This is a genomic window from Streptomyces sp. NPDC055966 (assembly GCF_042269865.1).
Classification (GTDB): Bacteria; Actinomycetota; Actinomycetes; order Streptomycetales; family Streptomycetaceae; genus Streptomyces.
The window spans coordinates 207,574-230,361 of record NZ_JBHJYK010000001.1; the positions used below are offsets into that span (position 1 = coordinate 207,574).

Here is a 22,788-nt window from a genome sequence, read left to right on the forward strand (position 1 = left end):
CTCACCCCGCCATCTCCCACACCAGCAGCTCCGCCTCCGTCGTCCCCACCGCCGCCAGGCCCTGGGCGCCGGTGATCCGGGCCGAGTCGCCCGCCGCCAGCTCCTCTTCCGCGAGCCGGACCGTGCCCCGGATCACATGGACGTAGACGTACGCACCGTCCGGGACCGCCGTCCGCTCCCCCGGGGCCAGGCGGCGGACGTGGAGCATGGCGCCGGCCGCCGGGAGGGCGTAGGGCGTGGAGTCGGCGATGCCGGGGACGATGGTGTACGACGGGTCGCCGCCCGGCTCCCTCGGCGCCAGCCACATCTGGAGGAAGACCAGCGGGGCCGCGCCGTCGTTGCGTTCCACGTGGCGGACGCCCGCCGCGGCGCCGAGGTGCTGCACGTCGCCGGGGCGGACCGTCGTCTCGTGGCCCGCGGAGTCGCGGTGGGTCAGCTCGCCCTCGATCACCCAGGTGACGATCTCGGTGTGGCTGTGCGGGTGTTCGTCGAAGCCGGCGCCGGGCGCGAGGTGCTCCTCGTTGCAGGCGATCACGGCGCCGAAGCGCAGGTTGCCGGGGTCGTAGTGCGGGCCGAAGGAAAAGGCGTGCCAGGTGTCGATCCCGGCCTGCGGGTCCCCTCCGCGATAGCGCTCAGCGGCGCGCCGTACCTCCATCACGGGCACCACGGTAGCCCCGCCGCGCCTCCTGCCTCTCACCTGCCTCCCACCCTGCGGCGCACGGGGTCGTCCGGATAAGGCAGTCTTGTCCCCGTGCCCGAACCCGAATCCCGCAGCAGCGATCCCCACGCGGATTCCCGCGCCGATCACCGCGCACCCGCCGTCCACCCGCACTCCGCGACGCTGAAACGGCTGGAGAAGTCCTCCGGATCGCTCGCCGCGCAGGCCATCGCGCGGATGGACGAGACGCTGCCGTGGTACCGGGCGATGCCACCGGAGAACCGTTCCTGGATCGGGCTCGTGGCCCAGGCGGGTATCGCCGCCTTCACCGAGTGGTTCCGGTACCCGGACGCCCCGCAGGCGATCTCCACCGACGTCTTCGGGACCGCGCCGCGGGAGCTGACCCGGGCGATCACGCTGCGCCAGACCGTGGAGATGGTGCGGACCACGATCGAGGTCATGGAGAGCGCCATCGACGAGGTGGCCGCTCCCGGCGACGAGCGGGTGCTGCGCGAGGCGCTGCTCGTGTACGCCCGCGAGATCGCCTTCGCCACCGCCCAGGTGTACGCCCAGGCCGCCGAGGCACGCGGTGCCTGGGACGCGCGGCTGGAGTCGCTGGTCGTGAACGCCGTGCTCAGCGGGGAGGCCGACGAGGGGGCCGTCAGCCGGGCGGCCGCGCTCGGCTGGAACTCGCCCGAGCATGTGTGCGTCGTCCTCGGGACCGCGCCCGACGGGGACAGCGAGCTGACCGTGGAGGCCATCCGGCGGGCCGCCCGGCACGCCAAGCTCCAGGTGCTCACCGGGGTGCTCGGGGACCGGCTCGTCGTCATCGCGGGCGGCAGCGACAATCCGCTCGCCGTCGCCAAGTCGCTGATCGGCCCGTTCGCCGCCGGACCGGTCGTCGCCGGGCCCGTCGTACCGGATCTGCTGGCCGCCACCCGGTCCGCGCAGGCCGCCGCCGCCGGACTGAAGGCGTGTTCCGCCTGGCAGGACGCGCCGCGGCCGGTGCTGGCGGACGATCTCCTGCCGGAGCGGGCCATCGCGGGCGATCCGAGCGCCCGCGAGCAGCTGGTGGAGGAGATCTACAGACCGTTGGAGGAAGCGGGCTCCGCGCTCCTGGAAACCCTGAGTGTCTACCTGGAGCAGGCGAGCAGTCTGGAGGGCGCGGCCCGGATGCTCTTCGTTCACCCGAACACCGTGCGCTACCGGCTCCGACGTGTGACTGACGTCACCGGCTGGTCACCCTCGGATGTACGATCCGCCTTCACGCTGCGGATCGCGCTCATCCTGGGGCGTCTGGTCGACGGCGAACCTCAGACATAGGGTTTTGTCGGGGGCCCACAAAACGCCCCCGTGTTCTTCGTCCCTGTCCCCACGGGCGGCCCCGGCCGTCCCCAAGAGAGAGTGTGAGAGTGCTCGTACTCGTCGCTCCCGGCCAGGGCGCCCAGACGCCCGGCTTCCTGACCCCCTGGCTCGAACTGCCCGGCGCCAAGGACCGCGTCGCCGCCTGGTCGGACGCCATCGACCTGGACCTGGTCCACTACGGCACCGAGGCCGACGCCGACGCCATCCGTGACACGGCCGTGGCCCAGCCGCTGCTGGTCGCCGCCGGCCTGCTGTCCGCCGCGGCACTCGGTGACATCTCCGAGGTCGCGCCGGGCGCGGTCGCGGGCCACAGCGTCGGTGAGATCACCGCGGCCGCCTTCGCCGGGGTCCTGGACGACACCGACGCGCTGCGTCTGGTCCGCCGGCGGGGTCTGGCGATGGCCGACGCCGCCGCGATCACCGAGACCGGCATGTCGGCGCTGCTCGGCGGTGACCCCGAGGTGACCGTCCCGCACCTGGAGAAGCTGGGGCTGACCCCGGCGAACATCAACGGCGCGGGCCAGATCGTCGCGGCGGGAACGCTGGAGCAGCTGGCCGCGCTGGCCGAGGACAAGCCCGAGGGCGTCCGCAAGGTCGTCGCGCTGAAGGTCGCCGGCGCCTTCCACACCCGTCACATGGCTCCGGCCGTCGAGACGCTGGAGAAGGCCATCGCGGAGCTGACGCCGGCCGACCCGAAGGTCGCCTACGTCTCCAACAAGGACGGCAGGACGGTCGGCAACGGCGCCGAGGTCCTGGAGCGGCTGGCCGGCCAGGTCGCCAACCCCGTGCGCTGGGACCTGTGCATGGAGACCTTCAAGGAGCTGGGCGTCACCGCACTGCTTGAGGTGTGCCCGGGCGGCACGCTGACCGGCCTGGCCAAGCGCGCCCTGCCCGGTGTGAAGACGCTCGCTCTGAAGACCCCCGACGACCTCGAAGCGGCCCGCGCGCTCATCGCTGAGCACGCCGGCGCCGGCGCCTAAGGAGCCGTAGATGGCGAAGATCAGGCCCAGCAAGGGCGCCCCCTATGCGCGCATCCTCGGTGTCGGCGGCTACCGCCCGACCCGGGTGGTGCCCAACGAGGTGATCCTGGAGAAGATCGACTCGTCCGACGAGTGGATCCGCTCGCGCTCCGGCATCGAGACCCGGCACTGGGCCGGTCCCGAGGAGACCGTGGCCGCGATGTCCGTCGAGGCCGCCGGCAAGGCGATCGCGGACGCCGGCATCTCCGCCGAGCAGATCGGCGCCGTGGTCGTCTCGACCGTCTCGCACTTCAAGCAGACCCCGGCCATCGCCACCGAGATCGCCGACACGCTGGGCACGAACAAGGCCGCCGCCTTCGACATCTCAGCCGGCTGCGCGGGCTTCGGCTACGGCCTCACGCTCGCCAAGGGCATGGTGGCGGAGGGTTCCGCCGAGTACGTGCTCGTCATCGGCGTGGAGCGGCTCAGCGACCTGACCGACCTGGAGGACCGGGCCACGGCCTTCCTGTTCGGCGACGGCGCCGGCGCGGTCGTCGTCGGCCCCTCGAAGGAGCCGGCCATCGGCCCGACGGTGTGGGGTTCCGAGGGCGACAAGTCGGAGACCATCAAGCAGACCGTGGCCTGGGACCGCTTCCGGATCGGCGACGTCTCCGAGCTGCCGCTGGACAGCGAGGGCAACGTCAAGTTCCCCGCGATCACGCAGGAGGGCCAGGCGGTGTTCCGCTGGGCCGTGTTCGAGATGGCGAAGGTCGCCCAGCAGGCGCTGGACGCGGCCGGGATCACCCCGGACGACCTGGACGTCTTCATCCCGCACCAGGCCAACGTGCGGATCATCGACTCGATGGTGAAGACCCTCAAACTGCCGGAGCACGTCACGGTCGCCCGTGACATCCGCACCACCGGCAACACCTCGGCCGCCTCGATTCCGCTCGCGATGGAGCGGCTCCTGGCGACCGGGGAGGCGAAGAGCGGCGACACCGCGCTCGTCATCGGATTCGGGGCGGGTCTCGTCTACGCCGCCACGGTCGTTACCCTCCCCTAGGCACTCCGTGCCGGATCACCTGGTCCGGCAGGGGGACAACTGCCACAAACCGTCTGAACATCGAAGAAGGAGCGCCAACATGGCCGCCACTCAGGAAGAGATCGTCGCCGGTCTCGCCGACATCGTGAACGAGATCGCCGGCATCCCGGTTGAGGACGTCCAGCTGGACAAGTCCTTCACCGACGACCTGGACGTCGACTCGCTGTCCATGGTCGAGGTCGTCGTCGCCGCCGAGGAGCGCTTCGACGTCAAGATCCCCGACGAGGACGTCAAGAACCTCAAGACCGTCGGCGACGCGACCGACTACATCCTCAAGCACCAGGGCTGAGCCACCCCTCAGCCTCCCCGCTAGGCCCCGCCACCCGGCGGTGTTTCGCCGTAGAATCCCCATCCGCTTGGAGAAAGAATTCCCGTGAGCCCGACCAATCGCACCGTGGTCGTCACCGGTATCGGCGCAACCACACCGCTGGGTGGCACCGCGGCGTCGTTCTGGGACGCCCTCGTCGCCGGCACGTCCGGCGTCGGCCTGCTGGAGCAGGAGTGGGCGGCCGAGCTGCCGGTCAAGATCGCCGCGCAGATCGCCGTCGAGCCGGGCGAGATCATCCCCCGGCCGCAGGCCCGCAAGCTGGACCGGTCCGCGCAGTTCGCGCTGATCGCGGCTCAGGAGGCCTGGAAGGACGCCGGTTTCACCGCCAGGGCCGGTGAGGACGCGTCCGTGAACCCCGACCGTCTGGGCGCGGTCATCGCCTCCGGCATCGGCGGCGTGACGACGCTCCTGGACCAGTACGACATCCTCAAGGAGAAGGGCGTACGCCGCGTCTCCCCGCACACCGTGCCGATGCTGATGCCCAACTCCCCGGCGGCCAACGTCGGTATCGAGCTGGGTGCCCGCGCCGGTGTGCACACCCCGGTCTCGGCCTGCGCCTCGGGCGCGGAGGCCATCGGGTACGCGATCGAGATGATCCGCACCGGGCGTGCGGACGTGGTCGTGGCCGGTGGTACCGAGGCCGCCATCCACCCGCTGCCCATCGCCGCGTTCGGCAACATGATGGCGATGAGCAAGAACAACGACGACCCGCAGGGCGCCTCGCGGCCCTACGACGCCGACCGCAACGGCTTCGTGCTCGGCGAGGGCGCCGGTGCGATCGTCCTGGAGTCCGAGGAGCACGCGAAGGCCCGCGGCGCCCGGATCTACGTCGAGGCGGTCGGCCAGGGCATCTCCGCCGACGCCCACCACATCACGCAGCCCGAGCCGTCCGGCGACGGCATCGCGCACGCGCTGCAGAACCTGATGGACAACACCGACCTGAAGCCGGCCGAGATCGTGCACGTGAACGCGCACGCCACCTCGACGCCGCAGGGCGACGTGGCCGAGATCAAGGCGCTGCGCAAGGTGTTCGGCGACGACGTCGACCACATGGCGATCTCCGCGACCAAGTCGATGACCGGTCACCTGCTCGGTGGCGCGGGCGGCATCGAGACCGTCGCGTCGATCCTGGCGCTCGTGAACCGCACGGCGCCGCCGACGATCAACCTCGACAACGTCGACCCCGAGGTCAACGCGGACATCGTCCGCGGCGAGGCCCGCCCGCTGCCCGAGGGCCGGATCGCCGCGCTGAACGACTCGTTCGGCTTCGGCGGCCACAACGTGGTGCTGGCCTTCCGGACCGTCTGAGACACCTGCGCGAAGGGCCCCTGCCGACCGGCAGGGGCCCTTTCCCGTCCCCGGGCGGACGACGGCGACCGCTCACACCACCTGGTGCAGCCAGCGCACCGGCGCGCCCTCGCCCGCGTACCGGAACGGCTCCAGCTCGTCGTCCCACGGCTTGCCCAGCAGCTTGGACACTTCGGCCTCCAGGTCGGTCTCGCCGCGCTGGCTGCGCTGGAGGGCGGCGCGCAGCCGGTCCTCGGGGATGAGGATGTCGCCGTGGATGCCGGTGACGGCGTGGAAGATGCCGAGGTCGGGGGTGCAGCTGTAGCGCTCGCCCTCGGCGGTCGGGCAGGGCTCGGCGGTGACCTCGAAGCGGAGCAGGTGCCAGCCGCGCAGGGCCGAGGCGAGCTTGGACGCCGTACCGGCCTCGCCCTGCCAGGAGAACTCCGAGCGCCAGGTGCCGGGGGCCGCGGGCTGCCGGATCCAGTCGAGGTTGACGCGCGTGCCGAGCACCCCGGCGACGGCCCACTCGACGTGCGGGCACAGCGCGCGCGGCGCGGAGTGCACGTACAGAACTCCACGTGTCGTCACCGGAACCTCCGGACAGAGCGGGACATCTTGCGGACTGGCGGGCGGCAGTGGGGCGACGGCCGCGTTGATGGCGAGGCTACCCTGCGGCGGCGCAAGGAGTGTGACGTACCGTCGGTCCCGGTGCCAGGAAACCCCCGCCATTCACCCAGGGGGACGCTTGTACGGGGGTGCGCCGTTCCAGGGTGCCCGACCCGGGAACCCTCGCACGTTGTGAGGGGAGGAAGCACCTACGACGACCGGAGTGGCACCGGGCGCCGACGACGAGGGGATCAGCAGGGGATGGGCAAGCCGAGCAGCCGTACGCGAGCCGCTCTCGCCGTCGTGGCGGTGGCCGCGCTGGGAGTCGCCGGTTGCGACGCCGGCGGCGGCAGCGCACCCGCGCCGGACGCCACCAAGGCGCGCGCCGCGAGGTCCGCCCCGCTGTGGAACCGCAGCCCGGACTCGATCGCCGCGGTCGGCGACTCCATCACCCGCGGCTTCGACGCGTGCACGGTGCTGTCGGACTGCCCCGAGGTGTCGTGGGCGACGGGCAGCGACGCGCAGGTGGACAGCCTGGCGGTGCGCCTGCTCGGTGCGACGGGCGCGGCCCGCAACAGCTGGAACTACGCGGTGACCGGCGCCCGGATGGCGGACCTGCCCGAGCAGATGACCCAGGCGGCGGCGCACAGCCCCGGGTTGGTCACGGTGATGGCGGGCGCGAACGACGCCTGCCGCGACTCGGCGTCGGCGATGACCCCGGTGGCCGACTTCCGCGCGGACTTCGAGGAGGCGCTGCGCACGCTGCGCAAGGAGGCGCCGAAGACGCAGGTGTACGTGGCGAGTGTGCCGAACCTGAAGCGGCTGTGGGCCGAGGGCCGGACCAATCCGCTGGGCAGGCAGGTGTGGAAGCTCGGCATCTGCCCGTCGATGCTGTCCGACGCGGACGACCTGACCGGCTCGGCCGGCCGGCGCCGGGACCAGGTGCAGCAGCGGGTGGTGGAGTACAACAAGGTGCTGAAGGACGTCTGCGCCCAGGACCGCCGCTGCCGCTTCGACGGGGGCGCGGTGTACGCCTACGACTTCGGCACCGACCAGCTCAGCCACTGGGACTGGTTCCACCCCAGCAAGGACGGCCAGGCCCGACTGGCCGAGATCGCCTACCGCACGGTGACGGCGAGACTGTGACGGCGAAGCGGCCCTGACCTAGGGTTTCCCACATGAGCGAACTTTTCGGCACACTTTCCGACGGCACGGATGTCCACCGCTGGACCCTGGAGCGCGGCGGAACGCGCGTCGAGATCCTGACGTACGGCGGCATCGTGCGCGCGCTGGAGGTGCCGGACCGCGAGGGCCTGCGGGCGAACGTGGTCCTCGGCTTCTCCTCCCTGGACGGCTATCTCGCCCACCCGGAGCCGTACTTCGGCGCCCTGGTCGGCCGGTACGCCAACCGGATCGCGAACGCCCGCTTCCCGCTGGACGGCGCGGTCCACGCCCTGGAGCCGAACGACGGACGCAACTGCCTGCACGGCGGCGCCCGCGGCTTCGACAAGCGGGTGTGGGACGCCGAGCCGGTCGAGCACGGCCTGCGGCTGAGCCGGGTCAGCCCGCACGGCGAGGAGGGTTTCCCGGGCCGGCTGGCGGTGTCGGTCACGTACACGCTGGACGCGTCCGGCGCCCTGCGCCTCGCCTACGAGGCGACGACGGACGCGCCGACGGTCCTCAACCTCACGAGCCACGGCTACGTCAACCTGGCCGGCCGGGACGCCGACCACGCGGGCGGCCACGAACTGCGCATCGCCGCCTCCCGCTTCACCCCGGTCGACGCGGACCTGATCCCGACGGGCGTCCTCGCGGACGTGACCGGCACCCGTTTCGACTTCCGCGAGGCCCGCAAGAGCGGCTCGGGCTACGACCACAACTTCGTGCTGGACAAGGGCCTGACCGCGACCGCGGAGGAGGCCGCCGAACTGCACGACCCGGCCTCCGGCCGCACCCTGACCCTCTCGACGACCGAACCGGGCCTCCAGCTCTACACCGCCGACCACCTGCCCGAGCCGTTCGCCCCGGGCGCCGGCATCGCCCTGGAGACCCAGCACTTCCCGGACTCCCCGAACCGCCCGGAGTTCCCGGGCACGGTGCTGCGGCCGGGCGAGGTGTTCAGGTCGGAGACGGTGTACGCCTTCTCGGTCCGCTAGGACGGGCCCTGGACGCGGTCGGGTCAGACCGGTTCGCCCCGCATCCGCTTCACCGCCTTGCCCAGCAGGGACATGGCGCCGCCGCAGATGAGCAGGGCCACCGCGCCGCCCGCGATCTGCGGGACGTCGTGGCCCTTGATGCCCTCGACCGTCACGGTCGTGGCCAGCGCGAAGAGGATCGAGTACAGGCTCCGGCCGACCCGGGCGCCGGCCGGGATCACCTGGAGCAGCTGCGGGATGGTGCTCGCGGCCGCCAGCGCCATCCCGAAGGGCAGCGCGGCGGCGGTCACCAGCGCGCCGAAGCCGAAGGAGTTGCCGTACGCGCCCCAGCCGGCGCCCTTGTAGAGCAGGTAGCCGCTCGCGGCCAGGGACAGCAGCGCCAGCACGCCGTTGAGATAGGCGGCCTGGGTCGCGGCCTTGCGGGCGCTGGGCAGGTGCGCGGCCGGGGAGCGCCAGGCGTCCGCCGTGATGAGCCGCAGCTGCCGCTTGAGGGCCTGCATCTGCAGCAGTGAGTAGACGCCGAAGCCCAGCAGGCCCAGTCCGACGAGCGCGGCGACGAATCCGAGGGGCTGCCGCGTGATGCCGTAGTGGACGCCGCCGAAGGTGAGCGGAAGGCCGAGGACCATGCCGTAGGCCATCGGCTTGGACTTCGCCTGGATCTTCTGCGTCAGCTCGCGCTGGGCGGGCGTCAGGCCGGGATCCAGCCGCATGCGCCCCTCACCGACCTCCTGGCCGTGCACCGGGGCGGGTTGCTGCGGCGGGTACGGCTGCTGCGGAGCGTAGGGCTGCTGGTACTGCGGCTGCTGGTACTGCGGCTGCTGGTACGGGGGATACGGGTACTGCGGCTGCTGTCCGTACGGCCCGGCGGGCGGTTGCGGGCCGTACGGCCCGGCCGGCGGTTGCTGGCCGTAGGGCCCCGGTTGCTGCTGGCCTGGATACACGTCGTCTCTCCCCCGTACCCGGTGTGTCCGGTGTCTCTCGCGGGCCGGGAGTCTGCCACACCCGCCCGGACGCCACGAGCCCCGGTCCAGGGGTCAGGTCCCGGACCGGGGCTGCATGTGGGGGACTTGTCCCGGATCAGACGTTAATCGGCGCGGCGAGCCGGTGGTCCGCGATCGAGCGTCCGGCGGTGATCTCGTACGAACCCTTCACAAACACCCACGCGTTCGCCTTCTCGTCCCAGACCTCGAAGGCGCGGCGCGGGAGGGTGACCGTCACCTCGGCGCTCTCGCCGGGTCCGGCCGGGGCGCAGGCGAAGCCGGCGAGCCGGCGGGCCGGGCGCTCGGGGTCGGGCTCGGCCGGGGCGAGGTAGACCTGGACGACCTCGCGGCCGGGCCGTTCACCGGTGTTGCGCAACCGGACGCGGGCCGTGACGGTGCCGTCGGCCCGCGGGGCGGCCGCGAGGGACTCGTAGGTCCAGTCGGTGTAGCCGAGGCCGTGCCCGAAGGGGTACGCCGGGGTGCGGCCGGCCCGCTCCCAGGCGCGGTAGCCGATGAACACGCCCTCGGTGTACGGCAGTTGGCCGTCGGTCGGGACGACCCGGGTGACCGGGGCGTCGGCGAGGGAGCCCCAGGTGGTGGGGAGCCGGCCGCCGGGCTCGTGGGCGCCGGTGAGGACGTCGACGAGGGCGGCGCCGCCCTCCTGGCCGGGGAACCAGGTCAGCAGGACGGCGGCCACGTCCTCGCGCCAGGGCAGTTCCACCGGGGAGCCGGAGTTGACGACCACCACGGTGTTCGGGTTGGCGGCGGCGACCGCGCGGACCAGGTCGTCCTGGCGGCCGGGCAGGCGCAGGTCGGTGCGGTCGAAGCCCTCGGACTCGACGCGGTCGGTGGTGGCGACCATGACGACGGCGGTGTCGGCGCCGCGCGCCGCCCGGACGGCCTCGGCGATCAGTTCGTCGGCGTCGCGCTGCGGCTCGGCGTGGGCGAGGGCGAAGGCGACGACGCGCATCGGGAGGTCGTCGGGAAGCCGGACGACGTGGGCGAGGGAGACCTCGACCGGTTCGCCGGCGGTGAGTTCGGCCCGGGCGCGGGGTACGGGGGCGGCGAAGAAGGCCTCGAAGGGGTCGTCCTTGCCGGGGCGCTGGACGTCGTCGTAGTACGTCGTGCCGTCGACGGTGAGCGTGAAAGGGCCCGTGCCCTTGATGCCGAAGGTGTGCGGGCCGGACTCGCGGGGCGTGAAGGTGCCGGTCAGCTCGACGGTGTGGAGGTTCTCGTGCGTGACGCCCTCGGGGAGGTCGGACCCCATCCACTGGATCAGCCCGCCCGGCGCCGAGCGGGTGCCGATGACGGTGCCGGCGCTGTCCCGGCACACGGCCCTGAGTGTGAACCCGGGTCCGGCGACGGCGAGTTCGGTGGCCGGGTCGGCGCCGACCGCGTAGCTGAGCGTGCCCTCGGCCAGTGCGGCGGTGAGGCCGTCGAGCGGGGAGACGATCCGGGCCGGGAAGACGGTGGCGGAACCCCCGCCGAGGACGCGGGCGTCGCGGGCGGCGGCACCGATGAGGGCCACGGTGCCGTTCTGCTTCAGCGGGAGGGCGCCGCGCTCGTTGCGTACCAGGACGAAGGAGCGGCGGGCGATCTCGCGGGCCAGTTCGGCGCCGTCGACGCTCTCCGGCGGTTCGGTGACGACGGGTTCGGCGCCGTCGAGGATCCCGACGCGGGCGGCGAGCCGCAGCACGCGCCGTACGGCGGCGTCGACGGCGGCCTCGGCGACCCGGCCCTCCCGGACGGCCCGGGCGAGGGCGGCGCCGTAGACGGTGCGGGGGCCCGGCATGGCGACGTCGAGGCCGCCCTCGATGCAGCCGACGGTGTCCCGGGCGGCCATCCAGTCGGAGACGTTGAGGCCGTCGAAGCCCCATTCGCCGCGCAGGACTTCGTCGACCAGGTGGTGGTGCTCGGTCATGGTCGTGCCGTTGACCGTGTTGTAGGCGGTCATGACGCCCCAGGGGCGGGCGCCGGTGACGATCGCCTCGAAGGGGGCCAGGTACAGCTCGCGCAGGGCGCGTTCGGGAACCAGGTTGTCCACGGTGAAGCGGTCGGTCTCGGCGTCGTTGGCGACGAAGTGCTTGACAGTGGTGCCGACGCCGCCGGACTGGACGCCGCTGACGTATCCGGTGCCGATCGCGCCGGTCAGGTACGGGTCCTCGCTGTAGGCCTCGAAGTGGCGGCCGCCGAGCGGGGAGCGGTGGAGGTTGACGGTGGGGGCGAGCAGCACATGGACGCCCTTGCGGCGGGCCTCCTGGGCGAGCAGCACGCCGGCGCGGCGGGCGAGTGCGGGGTCCCAGGTGGCGGCGAGCGCGGTCGGCGAGGACAGGGCGACGGAGGGGTCGTCGGCGCTCCAGCGCACGCCGCGCACGCCGACGGGCCCGTCGGACATGACGAGCGAGGCCAGGCCGATCTCCGGGAGAGCGGGCAGGGTCCACACGTCCTGCCCGGCCAGCAGCCGCGCCTTGGCGTCGAGGCCGAGGCGCCGCAGCGCCGCCTCCACGACCGCCTCGCGGGTCGAGTCGGCCGGGGTGGGCCGGGGTCCCGTCATCGCGGTGCCTCCTCGTCGGCGTGCGTGAACGCCTCAATCCTGCCTCCGCCACCTGCGAAGGAATCAAGACCCGTTCCGGGACTTCCTGCGTCGGCGGCGTCCCCGTGCAGAACTCCCGGCGCACGAAGCCGTATTCGTCGAGCCGGTGGTGGTCTCCACGCCGGTCCGCGCCCCGTACCGGGCCCGGCGCGGCCAATGGGCCGCGGCGAGGCGCTGGAGCGAGCGGCGGGCGGGGTGCGGCCGACGGGTGGCCGCTGCCGGGGCGCCCCGGGCGAGTGGCCCCGGATCGCGGGCGGCTCCCGCACCACGCCGGAGGCGGCCGCACGGATTCCGGGCCGGGGGTGGGCCAGGGGGTGTCGTTTGGATCAGGTCGGCCGTGAGGAACAGTGCGGGCCGGCGGACCCGCGCGTGCCAGACCCCGCGACGCCGGGATGATCCAAACGACACCCCCTGGCTAGGGGATGACGCCCTGTGGGTGCGGGCGCCCGTCGGGCGCGGGGCCTTCGGTGCCCGCCCCGCCCGCCCCGCCTTCCTCGGTCTCCTCCCCCAGCAGGTCCCGGGCCAGCAGCGTCGCGCCCACCACCGCTCCCGGCATCAGGAACACCGCGGCGAACGGGACCAGGAAGGCCAGGCCGAGCGGGGTGCCGAAGCCCCAGACCAGGGTCTTGCGGGAGCGGAGCAGGACGAGCCGGGCGCGCAGTTCCACGCCGCGGCGCTGGAGGGCCACGGCGGCCAGTTCCTCGGTGAGGAAGAAGCCGGTGACGAAGAAGCCGAGCACGGGGACCACGGTCTGGCCGACGAACGGCAGGAGGCCCAGCGCGAAGAGCAGGACGCCCCAGAGCCCGGCCCGCACCAGCACGCGCAGGCTGTCGCGGCCCGAGATCCACAGCTCGCGCCAGAGCGGGAGGTCCGAGCGCGGGGCGGTGCCGTCGGGCGAGACGTCCGCGTCGGCCTTCTCCGACAGGCTCTCGTAGAAGGGCTGGCCGACCAGCAGGGTCACGGCCGTGAAGGTGAGCACGGCCAGCAGCAGGCCGAGGGCGAACAGGACGGCGGTGAGGAAGCCGCGGAACAGGCCCTGCCAGGGGCTGGACCAGTGGTCCGCGAACGGCGTCGCCCAGGTGACGGCGTCCTCGCCCCACACGGCGAGCGCGACCAGCGCCGCCGCGTACAGGACCAGGGTGATCAGCCCGGGCAGCAGCCCGAAGCGGTACTGCCTGCCGTGCCGGCCGGCCCAGCGCTGGCCCCGCAGCAGATAGCCGAACCCCACCCCGAGATCACGCATGGCCGAGACTTTACCCGCGGGATCACGCCCCGGGCATCAGTCGTCCAGCATCCGCCGCAGCAGGTCGCGCAGCGAGCGGCGCTCGTCGTCGGAGAGGCCGGCGAGGGGTTCGCGGGCGAAGCGCAGGCCCTCGCGCAGGTCCTTGGCCATGCGCAGGCCCTCGTCGGTGGCGGCGGCCAGCTTGACCCGGCGGTCGGCGGGGTCCGGGCGCCGCTCGACCAGTCCCCGGGACTCCAGGCGGTCCACGATCCCGGTCACGTTGGACGGCTCGCACTTCAGCTTCTGCGCGAGTTTGCGCATCGGCAGCGGCTCCAGCGAGAGCAGGCTGAGCAGCCGGGCCTGCGGGCCGGTCAGCGTGTGCTCGCCCGCCGCCTTCTCGTAGTCCGCGTAGAAGCGGGCCACGACGTCGCCGATCAGCTCGACGACCTCCAGGGTCAGGGCGTCGGGGCGGCGGGTCCTCAAGGGACTGGACGGAGCGGACGACGGAGTGGACATGCGCTCCAGGATACTCCGTTACTTGACATCATGAAATATTCAGGAGCATGGTTGTTTCAGGTACTGAAGTATTTGCAGCAATCAGCACCCCCCGTCAGCAGCACGAAGAAAGGCCCGTCATGATCAACCGCGAGTGGCACCTGCTCAGCCGTCCCGTCGGCTGGCCGAAGCCCGAGGACTTCGCCCTGGTCGAGACCGAGGTCCCGACCCCCCGCGAGGGCCAGGTGCTGGTGCGGAACAAGTACCTCTCCGTGGACCCGTACATGCGCGGCCGGATGAGTGCCGCGAAGTCGTACGCCGCCCCGTTCGAGCTGGGCAAGGTCATGCAGGGCGGCGCGGTCGGCGAGGTGATCGAGTCCAACGCCGAGGGCATCGAGGTCGGCGACCACATCCTGCACTTCTTCGGCTGGCGCGAGTACGCGGCCGTGGACGCGAAGAACGCCGTCAAGGTGGGCCCTGCGGTCATCCCGGCCGTCAAGGTCGACGACCAGGCCCACGAGGTGCCGCTGTCGGCGTACCTCGGCGTGCTCGGCATGACCGGCCTGACCGCCTACGCCGGTCTGCTGCGCACCGCCTCCTTCAAGGAGGGCGACATCGTGTTCGTCTCCGGCGCCGCGGGTGCCGTGGGCAGCGAGGTCGGCCAGCTCGCCAAGCTGCTCGGCGCCTCCCGGGTCATCGGCTCGGCCGGCTCCGACGAGAAGGTCAAGCTGCTGGTCGAGGAGTACGGCTTCGACGCGGCGTTCAACTACAAGAACGGCCCGGTCGCCGAGCAGCTGCGCGAGGCCGCGCCCGACGGCATCGACGTCTACTTCGACAACGTCGGCGGCGAGCACCTGGAAGCAGCGATCGGCTCGCTCCGCGAGGGCGGCCGGATCGCCGTCTGCGGCATGATCTCGGTCTACAACAACACCGAGCCCGCGCCCGGCCCGAGGAACCTCGCCCGGCTGATCCAGACCCGGGGCCGCATCGAGGGCTTCCTGGTCGGCGACCACTACGACCTGCAGCCCGAGTTCGTCCAGAAGGTCGCGCCGTGGGTCGCCTCGGGCGAGCTGAAGTACCGCGAGACGGTCGTCGAGGGCATCGAGAACAACCTGGAGGCGTTCCTCGGGGTCCTGCGCGGCGACAACATCGGGAAGATGATCGTCAAGCTCTGAGGCCCCGGCCGCCCTTCCCTGCCGATTTCGGCATGCGGTAACTTCTTTCCGAAATCCGCCGTCGATCGTGGGCGCGAGTCGCGGCGGACCGAGGAGGAGGACACCCGCATGCCCATCACGCAGAACGACGTCCTGTACACCGCCGTCGCCACCGCCGAGAACGGCCGCGACGGCCGGGTCGCGACCGACGACGGCAAGCTCGACGTCGTCGTGAACCCGCCCGAGGAGATGGGCGGCAGCGGGGCCGGGACCAACCCGGAGCAGCTGTTCGCCGCCGGTTACAGCGCCTGCTTCCAGGGCGCGCTGGCCGTGGTCGCCCGGCAGGAGGGCGCCGACGTCTCCGGCTCGACCGTCACCGCGAAGGTCGGCATCGGCAAGAACGACGACGGGTTCGGGATCATCGTGGAGATCTCCGCGAACATCCCGAACGTGTCCGCCGAGGCGGCCCAGGGCCTGGTCGAGAAGGCGCACCAGGTGTGCCCGTACTCGAAGGCGACCCGGGGCGACGTCACCGTGACGCTGGCCTGACCACCGTCGTTCTCACGAGGGCAGCCGCATCCCTGGACGTGGGGTGCGGCTGCCGTTTCTCTCAGCGGGCCAGTGCCGCGCCGTGCACCGCTCTCACGAAGCCCTCGTTCTCCGGGGCCGCACCGCCCGGGAAGACCGTCCTGCGCCGCGTGTAGCCGTACGCCAGGCCGCTGCGGGGGTCGGCGAAGGCCTGGGAGCCGCCCGCGCCGCTGTGGCCGAAGGTGCCCGCGCCCAGGACCGGGTGCCACATGTCGGCCGTCGCCTGGAAACCGAGGCCGTACGCCTTGTGGGCGCGGGCCACCAGGTCGTACCCGACGGAGTGGATCTGGCCCACCTCGGCGACCGTGTCCGGCTTCAGCAGCGGCGGGCGGTCCGCCGGCTCGCTGATCGCCGCCGCGTACATCGTCGCGAGCCCGCGCGCGGAGGCGACCCCGCCCGCCGACGCCGGCCCCTTGGCCCGTACGAGACGGGAGTTGACGTAGTCCTCCAGCGTCCCCGGCTGCGGCACATGCCGGTTGAACGCGATGGCGGCCAGGGTGTGCGGCCCGGTCGGCTGGGCCGCCATGAGCGCCTGCTGCTCCGGCGTCGGGAGCATCGGCTGCGCGGTGCGGTAGCGGGGTTCCTCGGACTCGGGCAGGCCCAGGTGGAAGTCCGCGCCGTAGGGGGCGCGCACCCGCTCCTCGTACACCTCCTGGAGCGTGCGCCCCGTGGCCCGGCGCACCACCTCGCCGGTGAGCGCACCGATCACCAGCGCGTGGTAGCCGAAGGCCGTGCCCGGGCGCCAGAACGGCTTCTGGTCGGCGAGCCGTTCGGCCATCGCCCGGTCGTCCGCCATCTCCTCGGCCGAGAACCCGGCGTCGATCCCGACCAGGCCCGCCCGGTGCGCCAGCAGCTCCCGCAGGGTCACCGAGGCCTTGCCCTCGGCGGCGAACTCCGGCCAGTAGTAGGTCACTTTGCGGTCCAGCTCCAGCGTGCCGTCCTGCACCAGGAGCGCCGCCACCAGGTGTGCGGCACCCTTGGTGGACGAGTACACGCCGTACAGGGAGTCCGCCTCGCCGCCCGCCCACAGGTCGACGACCCGCCTGCCGTGCACGTACGCGCACAACTGGCCCTCGTAGTCGCGCCGTTCCCCGGCGACGAACGCGGCGAACTCCTCGCGCACCGCCTCGAAGCCCTCGGCGACCGTGCCGTGGACGGTGATCTCCTGACTCATCCGCTCTCCTCACCCTGAGCCGCTCTCGCCGCTCCCCCTCGCACAACGCCCGTTCCCGTTCGGGACGTTCCCCAGACCGTTACGGCGGGATGTGCCTGTTCGACTCAACCGCCGCGGGGGCCGGTGAGTGTCTGCGATGCCCCGGATGGCGGAGGGCGGGGTGGTGCGCGGACGCGGGCCAGGGGTCAGGTGCACCACCACAGGAACTGCTTGCAGGTGCTGCTCGGCGACGGCCTGGGGGTCGGCCTGGACGTCGTCGGGACGCTGGTCGGGGTGGCGGTGGGGCGGGCCGTGGGCTCCGGGGCCGTGGAGGTCGGACCGGGACCCGTCGCCCCGGCCGGTTCCGTGCTGCCGGTGTCCTTCGGCTTCGGCGACGTCGAGGCCCTGCCCTTGGGGTGCTTGCTCGCGGACGCGTCGGCCGAGGCGTGCGGAGCGGCGGCGCCCGCGCCCGGGGCGGCGCCGGAGGTGTCGCTCGCCGAGGCGCCCGGCGTCGCGGAGTCGGCACCGCCGTTCGCCGCGGTGTTCCCGGACGCGGCCGGGCTGCCGCCGGAGAACGGCGCGAAGGGCGCGTCCGTGCCCAGTTCTGCGATGCTGAGTCCGCCGGCCGCGATGACGAACCCCGCGGCGATCAGGACCGTACGGCGACGCCGGCGGCGGTGGACGGCGGCCTTGCGGTCGCGCCGGCTGGCGTCGGCACCGGTGGGGCCCACGGTCGCGGCGCCCCGCCCCCTGCGCCGGGCGGCCCGGCCGCCGGCCGGGGATCCGGCGGGCCCGGACGCGGAGTCCTCCTCGGCGTCGGGCTCCGGCGCCCCCGCACCGTGCGGCTCGGGCTCCGGTGCCGACTCCGGATCCGGCCCGGCCGTCCGCTCCGCCCCGGCGGCCCCGAACTCCCGGGCGTCGCCGGCCGCGTACTCCTGCGGCCCGCCCTGCACGTACTCCTGCGGCCCGCCCGCACCGCGCGGCCCGGACCCCGCCGCCGACTCCGAACCCGCCCCGGACGCCCGCTCCGCCCCGGCGGCCGGATGCTCCCGGGCATCGCCGAACGCGTACCCCTGTGCCCCGCCCGGCACGTACCCCTGCGGCGCACCCGCACCGCGCGGCCCCGACCCCGCCGCCGACTCCGAACCCGCCCCGGACGCCCGCTCCGCCCCGGCGGCCCCGAACTCCCGGGCGTCGCCGGCCGCGTACTCCCGCGGCCCGCCCTGCACGTACTCCTGCGGCGCGCCGTGCCCCTGCGCCGGGATCCGTGCGCCGTACTCCGCGCCCGGGGCGCCGTATGCACCCGGCGCGTAGCCGCTTCCGGCCGGAACGTGACCACCGCCGTGTCCCGATGTCTCCCCCGCGCGCGCGTACGCATAGGTGGCCGTCGCTTCCGCGGGTGCGGCATGCGCCGGTGCTCCGCACCCGGGGCAGGCCAGGGCGCCGTTGAGGTGCCGTTGGCACGGGATGCAGTAGTCCATGACGCCGGAAGACTAGATTCCCCGTCGGTCACGTTCCTAGGGCTGCCTGTGAAGGTTTCGTGGATCAGCCAAAGAATTCTCGAAAGCCTTGCCGAAACCGTTACCTGTTCGACCCATTGACACTCCCGCCGTCGCGTCCTTACTGTCACGCCAGCATTTCGAACGTGTGACGAAATCTCGAACAGCTGAAGGGCAACTGCCGTGCGCATCACCGGAATCAGCACACACGTGGTCGGCACGCCGTGGCGCAACCTGACCTACGTCCAGGTGCACACCGACGAGGGGATCACGGGAGTCGGCGAGACCCGGATGCTCGGTCACACCGACGCGCTGATCGGCTATCTGCGGGAGGCCGAGGCCAATCACATCCTCGGCTCGGATCCCTTCGCTGTCGAGGATCTCGTGCGCCGGATGAAGTACGGCGACTTCGGCCGCGCGGGCGAGATCGTCATGTCCGGCATCGCCGTGATCGAGATGGCGTGCTGGGACATCAAGGGCAAGGCGCTCGGCGTCCCCGTCTGGCAGTTGCTCGGCGGAAAGGTGACCGACCGCGTCAAGGCGTACGCCAACGGGTGGTACACGACCGAGCGAACGCCCGAGGCGTACCACAAGGCCGCGCAGGGGGTGATGGAGCGCGGGTACAAGGCGCTGAAGATCGACCCGTTCGGCACCGGGCACTTCGAGCTGGACCACGAGCAGAGCCTGTACGCCGTCTCGCTCATCGAGGCCGTGCGGGACGCGATCGGCCCGGACGCCGAGCTGATGCTGGAGATGCACGGCCGCTTCTCCCCCGCCACCGCCGTCCGGCTGGCCAAGGAGCTGGCCCCCTTCAAGCCGGCCTGGCTGGAGGAGCCGGTGCCGCCGGAGAACCTCAAGGCGCTGGAGAAGGTGGCCGCCAAGGTGGACGTCCCGGTCGCCACCGGTGAGCGGATCCACGACCGCATCGAGTTCCGCGAGCTGTTCGAGAGCCAGGCCGTGGACATCATCCAGCCGGACGTCGGCCACATCGGCGGCATCTGGGAGACCCGCAAGCTCGCGGCCACCGCCGAGACGCACTACATGCTGGTCGCTCCGCACAACGTCGGCGGGCCGGTGCTCACCGCCGCCTCGCTCCAGGTCGGCTTCACCGCGCCGAACTTCAAGATCCTTGAGCATTTCAACGACTTCGCGGACGCGGAGATCAAGAAGGTGGTCAAGGGCGCGCCGCAGGTCGTGGACGGCTACTTCCACCTCTCCGACGCGCCCGGCCTCGGGGTCGAGCTGGACGTGGACGCGGCCGCCGAGTTCCCGCAGCAGCAGGCCCGGTTCGACCTGTGGGCCGAGGGCTGGGAGCAGCGCAGGCCGAAGGGCGGCCGGAAGTGAGCGGCGCCGTCGTCATCGAGGCCCCGGGCAGCCACCGGCTCGCCCCGCACACGCCCCGCGAGCCCGGCCCCGGCGAGGCGCTGGTCGCCGTGCACGCGGTCGGCATCTGCGGCAGCGACCGCGAGGTGTACCAGGGCAACCGGCCCGAGGGGTACGTCCGTTACCCCCTGACGCCGGGCCACGAGTGGTCCGGCACGGTCGCGAAGGTCGGCCCGGGTGTCCCGGCCTCCCTCACCGGCCGCAAGGTCGTCGGCGAGGGCTTTCGCAACTGCCAGGTGTGCGACCGCTGCCACGCGGGCGAGACCACGCTGTGCACCGACGGCTACGAGGAGACCGGCTTCACCCAGCCGGGCGCCATGGCCGCCACGCTCACCCTGCCGGCCCGGCTGCTGCACGCCCTGCCGGACGACGCCGACCTCACGGCGGCCGCCCTGCTGGAGCCGGCCGCCTGTATCGCGGCGGCCGCGCTGAAGGCGGGCGCCCGGCCGGGCGAGCGGGTCGCGGTGGTCGGCACCGGGACGCTCGGGATGTTCGCCGTGCAGTTCCTGCGGGCGATCTCGCCGGGCGAGCTGCTGGTGGTCGGGACGAGGAACGACCGCCAGGAGCTGTCGCGGCAGTTCGGGGCCACCGGCTTCCGCACCAGGGACCAGCTGCTCCCCGACGACTTCGACGTCGTGATCGAGACCGCCGGGTCCGCGTCCGCCGCGCGCACCGCCGCCTCCCTGCTGCGGCGCGGCGGGCGCCTGGTGCTGACCGGGATCCCGGCGGCGGGCGCGGACGGGCTGGACCCGACCGATCTCGTCGTACGGCAGCTGGAGGTGCACACCGTCTTCGGGGCGCCGCCGGACGCCTGGGCGCACACCGTGCGGGTCTTCGGCGCCGGACTGCTCGACCCGCTGCCGCTGGTCACGCACCAGTTGCCGCTGGCCGAGTTCTCCCGGGCCATCGATCTCGTCGGGGCAGGCGATCCCGCGGTGGGCAAGGTGCTGCTCCGCCCCTAGAGACGTACGCCGGCCGGGGCGTGACCTGACGGCGCCCCGGCCGGCGTACCGGAAAGGCCGGAAACCGGGCTTTTTTCGCACCCAGAGCCGCGAACCTTGTCCGATATCTCGAACACCGAGAACTCCTCGAACACGAAGGACAGCTTGTGACCGACGCTTCCGCCCCGGCAGCCCGCAGGCCCGGCGAGCAGGTGCTCGCCGCTCTCGGCCTCGGCGCGCCCGCCCTCGACCCCGCCGACGCCTCCGCCCACAGCTTCCCGGGCGGCGGCCGCTGGCGCACCGAGATCCCCTCGTGCGAGGGGCCCGAGGCGCTGGCGGTCGTGCTCAAGGAGGCCTCCCGTCTCGATGTGCCGATCCACCGGATCAGCCAGGGCAGCGGCGTGTGGATGCTCACCGACGCCGAGATCACCGAGATGGTCGAGGCGACCGCCGCACGCGACATCGAACTCTGCCTGTTCACCGGCCCGCGCGGCACATGGGACATCGGCGGCTCGGTGCGCTCCGACTCGCGGGGGGCCGGACTGCGCGCCCGGGGCCACGACGCCGTGGCCGGCTGCCTCGAAGACGCGGTCCGGGCAACGGAGTTGGGCGTCAAGTGCCTGCTCGTCGCCGACGAGGGAGTGCTGTGGACCCTGCACCGGGCCCGCGAGGCCGGCATCATCCCGGCCGACACCACGCTGAAGGTCTCGGCGCTCATCGGCCCCGTGAACCCGGCGTCGTACGCCGTCTACGAGCGGCTCGGCGCCGACTCCCTCAACGTGCCCAGCGATCTGACGCTGGATCACCTCACCGAGATCCGCCGGGTCTCCGCTGCCCCCATGGACATGTACATCGAGGCCCCCGACGACCTCGGCGGCTATGTGCGGATGTACGAGGTCGCCGAGCTGATCCGGCGCGGCGCACCGCTGTATCTGAAGTTCGGCCTGTCCAAGGCTCCCGGCATCTACCCGTGGGGCACCCACCTGCGGGACGTGACCCTGGACACCGCCCGGGAGCGGGTGCGGCGCGGCCGGCTCGCCCTGGACCTGCTCGCCCGGCACGGCGCGGACGGCGACATGGCGCCGCTCGGCTCCCGACTGCCGGGCCCGCTCAACCGATTCCCCGCCAACGCCTGATCACCCGTTCAAGAGCTCAACGCCGAGACGACCAAGGACAGATCATCATGCGCAACCGCAGAACGGCACTCGCCGCGACAGCCGGAGCCGCCGCGCTCGCCCTCACGCTGACCGCCTGCGGGCAGAGCGGCTCGGGCGGCAGCAAGGAGAAGACGGGCGACGTCAAGGGCGCCACGATCGGCATCGCGATGCCGACGAAGTCCTCCGAGCGGTGGATCAACGACGGCAACGACATGGTCAAGAACCTCCAGGCCAAGGGCTACAAGACCAAGCTGGTCTACGGCGAGGACGACCCGAGCACCCAGGTCTCGCAGATCGAGAACATGATCACGCAGGGCGTCAAGGGCCTGATCATCGCGGCCATCGACAACAAGTCCCTGAACAACGTGCTCCAGGAGGCCGCCCAGGCCAACATCCCGGTCATCGCCTACGACCGGCTCATCCTCGGCACCAAGAACGTCGACTACTACGCCTCGTTCGACAACGAGAAGGTCGGCACCCTCCAGGGCACCTACATCGTCCACAAGCTCGGTCTGGACGCCGGCAAGAAGGGCCCGTTCAACATCGAGCTGTTCGCCGGCTCCAACGACGACAACAACACCCAGTACTTCTTCAACGGCGCGATGAAGGTGCTCCAGCCCTACATCGACAAGAAGGAGCTGGTGGTCAAGTCCGGGCAGACCAAGCTCAACCAGGTCACCACCCTGCGCTGGGACGGCACCACCGCGCAGAAGCGCATGGAGGACATCCTCACCTCCGCCTACAAGAGCGGCAAGGTCGACGCGGTGCTCTCGCCCTACGACGGCATCTCCATCGGCATCATCTCCGCGCTGAAGTCCGACGGTTACGGCTCCTCGTCCAACCCGCTGCCCGTCATCACCGGCCAGGACGCCGAGCTGGCCTCGGTGAAGTCGATCATCGCGGGCCAGCAGACCCAGACCGTCTTCAAGGACAGCCGCCAGGAGACCGCGGTCGCGGTGACCATGGTCGACGACGTCCTGCACGGCAAGAAGCCGAACGTCAACGACACCACGACCTACACCAACGGCGCCAAGGTCGTCCCCTCCTACCTGCTCCAGCCGGTGAGCGTGGACAAGACCAACTACGAGGACGTCCTGGTCAAGGGCGGCTACTACACCGAGTCCCAGCTCAAGTGATCCCGCCCGACTGCCCTGGGCCGAAC

At 72.4% G+C, this 22,788-nt stretch carries 21 protein-coding genes; 13 read left to right on the top strand and 8 right to left on the bottom strand.

All coding sequences use genetic code 11. The annotated features are described in order from the left end of the window. Window position 1 precedes the first annotated feature (1 nt). Entirely contained in the window at window positions 2–655 is a 654-nt protein-coding gene (locus ACFC8N_RS01000) for a pirin family protein (protein ID WP_362821573.1), read from the bottom strand. 96 nt (window positions 656–751) lie between these two features. Between ACFC8N_RS01000 and ACFC8N_RS01005 the strand changes: the two genes are divergently transcribed. The 5 genes from ACFC8N_RS01005 (at window position 752) to fabF (ending at window position 5,720) form a co-directional block, all read left to right on the top strand. After that, window positions 752–1,981 carry a helix-turn-helix domain-containing protein gene (locus ACFC8N_RS01005; RefSeq protein ID WP_356031269.1) on the top strand — a complete coding sequence of 410 codons (1,230 nt, stop codon included), beginning with the start codon at window positions 752–754 and terminating at the stop codon, window positions 1,979–1,981. 89 nt (window positions 1,982–2,070) lie between these two features. Then, window positions 2,071–3,003, top strand: a complete 933-nt coding sequence (locus ACFC8N_RS01010) for an ACP S-malonyltransferase (protein WP_362821562.1) — start codon at window positions 2,071–2,073, stop codon at window positions 3,001–3,003. Window positions 3,004–3,013: 10 nt separating this feature from the next. Then, window positions 3,014–4,045: a ketoacyl-ACP synthase III gene (locus tag ACFC8N_RS01015; protein ID WP_356031273.1), complete on the top strand. Its 1,032-nt coding sequence runs from the start codon at window positions 3,014–3,016 to the stop codon at window positions 4,043–4,045. 79 nt (window positions 4,046–4,124) lie between these two features. After that, window positions 4,125–4,373: an acyl carrier protein gene (locus ACFC8N_RS01020; protein ID WP_004001566.1), complete on the top strand. Its 249-nt coding sequence runs from the start codon at window positions 4,125–4,127 to the stop codon at window positions 4,371–4,373. Window positions 4,374–4,457: 84 nt separating this feature from the next. Then, entirely contained in the window at window positions 4,458–5,720 is a 1,263-nt protein-coding gene (gene fabF / locus ACFC8N_RS01025) for a beta-ketoacyl-ACP synthase II (RefSeq protein WP_356031275.1), read from the top strand. Window positions 5,721–5,792: 72 nt separating this feature from the next. Here the strand turns inward: fabF and ACFC8N_RS01030 are convergent, their stop codons facing one another. After that, window positions 5,793–6,287: a DUF3145 domain-containing protein gene (locus tag ACFC8N_RS01030; RefSeq protein ID WP_356031276.1), complete on the bottom strand. Its 495-nt coding sequence runs from the start codon at window positions 6,285–6,287 to the stop codon at window positions 5,793–5,795. A 279-nt stretch (window positions 6,288–6,566) separates the two neighbouring features. Here ACFC8N_RS01030 and ACFC8N_RS01035 point away from each other — a divergent pair, with 279 nt between their 5' ends. Next, window positions 6,567–7,451: an SGNH/GDSL hydrolase family protein gene (locus ACFC8N_RS01035; protein WP_356031278.1), complete on the top strand. Its 885-nt coding sequence runs from the start codon at window positions 6,567–6,569 to the stop codon at window positions 7,449–7,451. A 32-nt stretch (window positions 7,452–7,483) separates the two neighbouring features. Next, complete coding sequence (locus ACFC8N_RS01040; RefSeq protein ID WP_376285193.1) at window positions 7,484–8,461, top strand: aldose epimerase family protein; 978 nt, start codon at window positions 7,484–7,486, stop codon at window positions 8,459–8,461. A 23-nt stretch (window positions 8,462–8,484) separates the two neighbouring features. On the opposite strand, the gene ACFC8N_RS01045 is transcribed toward ACFC8N_RS01040, so the two are convergent. The 4 genes from ACFC8N_RS01045 to ACFC8N_RS01060 all read right to left on the bottom strand — a co-directional run bounded on the left by ACFC8N_RS01045 (window position 8,485) and on the right by ACFC8N_RS01060 (window position 13,772). Further along, window positions 8,485–9,402 carry a hypothetical protein gene (locus tag ACFC8N_RS01045; protein ID WP_376285195.1) on the bottom strand — a complete coding sequence of 306 codons (918 nt, stop codon included), beginning with the start codon at window positions 9,400–9,402 and terminating at the stop codon, window positions 8,485–8,487. A 136-nt stretch (window positions 9,403–9,538) separates the two neighbouring features. Continuing rightward, the gene (locus ACFC8N_RS01050) at window positions 9,539–11,995 is read right to left on the bottom strand and encodes a glycoside hydrolase family 3 protein (RefSeq protein ID WP_376285198.1); all 2,457 of its coding nucleotides are present in this window, start codon (window positions 11,993–11,995) and stop codon (window positions 9,539–9,541) included. A gap of 454 nt (window positions 11,996–12,449) precedes the next feature. Next, window positions 12,450–13,277, bottom strand: coding sequence for an EI24 domain-containing protein (locus ACFC8N_RS01055; RefSeq protein WP_376285201.1), 828 nt, complete (start codon window positions 13,275–13,277; stop codon window positions 12,450–12,452). Window positions 13,278–13,313: 36 nt separating this feature from the next. Next, window positions 13,314–13,772 (bottom strand): MarR family transcriptional regulator, encoded by a 459-nt coding sequence (locus ACFC8N_RS01060; protein WP_356031291.1) that lies wholly within the window; start codon window positions 13,770–13,772, stop codon window positions 13,314–13,316. A 119-nt stretch (window positions 13,773–13,891) separates the two neighbouring features. Here ACFC8N_RS01060 and ACFC8N_RS01065 point away from each other — a divergent pair, with 119 nt between their 5' ends. Both ACFC8N_RS01065 and ACFC8N_RS01070 read left to right on the top strand, forming a co-directional pair. Further along, window positions 13,892–14,926, top strand: a complete 1,035-nt coding sequence (locus ACFC8N_RS01065) for an NADP-dependent oxidoreductase (RefSeq protein ID WP_356031294.1) — start codon at window positions 13,892–13,894, stop codon at window positions 14,924–14,926. 108 nt (window positions 14,927–15,034) lie between these two features. Then, window positions 15,035–15,454, top strand: a complete 420-nt coding sequence (locus ACFC8N_RS01070; protein WP_376285204.1) for an organic hydroperoxide resistance protein — start codon at window positions 15,035–15,037, stop codon at window positions 15,452–15,454. A 61-nt stretch (window positions 15,455–15,515) separates the two neighbouring features. Here the strand turns inward: ACFC8N_RS01070 and ACFC8N_RS01075 are convergent, their stop codons facing one another. Next, the gene (locus ACFC8N_RS01075; RefSeq protein WP_356031300.1) at window positions 15,516–16,667 is read right to left on the bottom strand and encodes a serine hydrolase domain-containing protein; all 1,152 of its coding nucleotides are present in this window, start codon (window positions 16,665–16,667) and stop codon (window positions 15,516–15,518) included. A 185-nt stretch (window positions 16,668–16,852) separates the two neighbouring features. Beyond that, window positions 16,853–18,127 carry a hypothetical protein gene (locus ACFC8N_RS01080; RefSeq protein ID WP_376285207.1) on the bottom strand — a complete coding sequence of 425 codons (1,275 nt, stop codon included), beginning with the start codon at window positions 18,125–18,127 and terminating at the stop codon, window positions 16,853–16,855. A gap of 201 nt (window positions 18,128–18,328) precedes the next feature. Here ACFC8N_RS01080 and ACFC8N_RS01085 point away from each other — a divergent pair, with 201 nt between their 5' ends. The 4 genes from ACFC8N_RS01085 (at window position 18,329) to chvE (ending at window position 22,762) form a co-directional block, all read left to right on the top strand. Continuing rightward, entirely contained in the window at window positions 18,329–19,489 is a 1,161-nt protein-coding gene (locus ACFC8N_RS01085) for a mandelate racemase/muconate lactonizing enzyme family protein (protein WP_356031305.1), read from the top strand. After that, the gene (locus ACFC8N_RS01090; RefSeq protein ID WP_376285210.1) at window positions 19,486–20,490 is read left to right on the top strand and encodes a zinc-binding dehydrogenase; all 1,005 of its coding nucleotides are present in this window, start codon (window positions 19,486–19,488) and stop codon (window positions 20,488–20,490) included. Before ACFC8N_RS01085 ends, ACFC8N_RS01090 begins: the two co-directional genes overlap by 4 nt. Before the next feature lie 146 nt (window positions 20,491–20,636). Continuing rightward, window positions 20,637–21,605, top strand: coding sequence for a hypothetical protein (locus tag ACFC8N_RS01095; RefSeq protein WP_376285213.1), 969 nt, complete (start codon window positions 20,637–20,639; stop codon window positions 21,603–21,605). A 47-nt stretch (window positions 21,606–21,652) separates the two neighbouring features. Beyond that, window positions 21,653–22,762 carry a multiple monosaccharide ABC transporter substrate-binding protein gene (gene chvE, locus ACFC8N_RS01100; RefSeq protein ID WP_356031312.1) on the top strand — a complete coding sequence of 370 codons (1,110 nt, stop codon included), beginning with the start codon at window positions 21,653–21,655 and terminating at the stop codon, window positions 22,760–22,762. Window positions 22,763–22,788 lie beyond the last annotated feature (26 nt).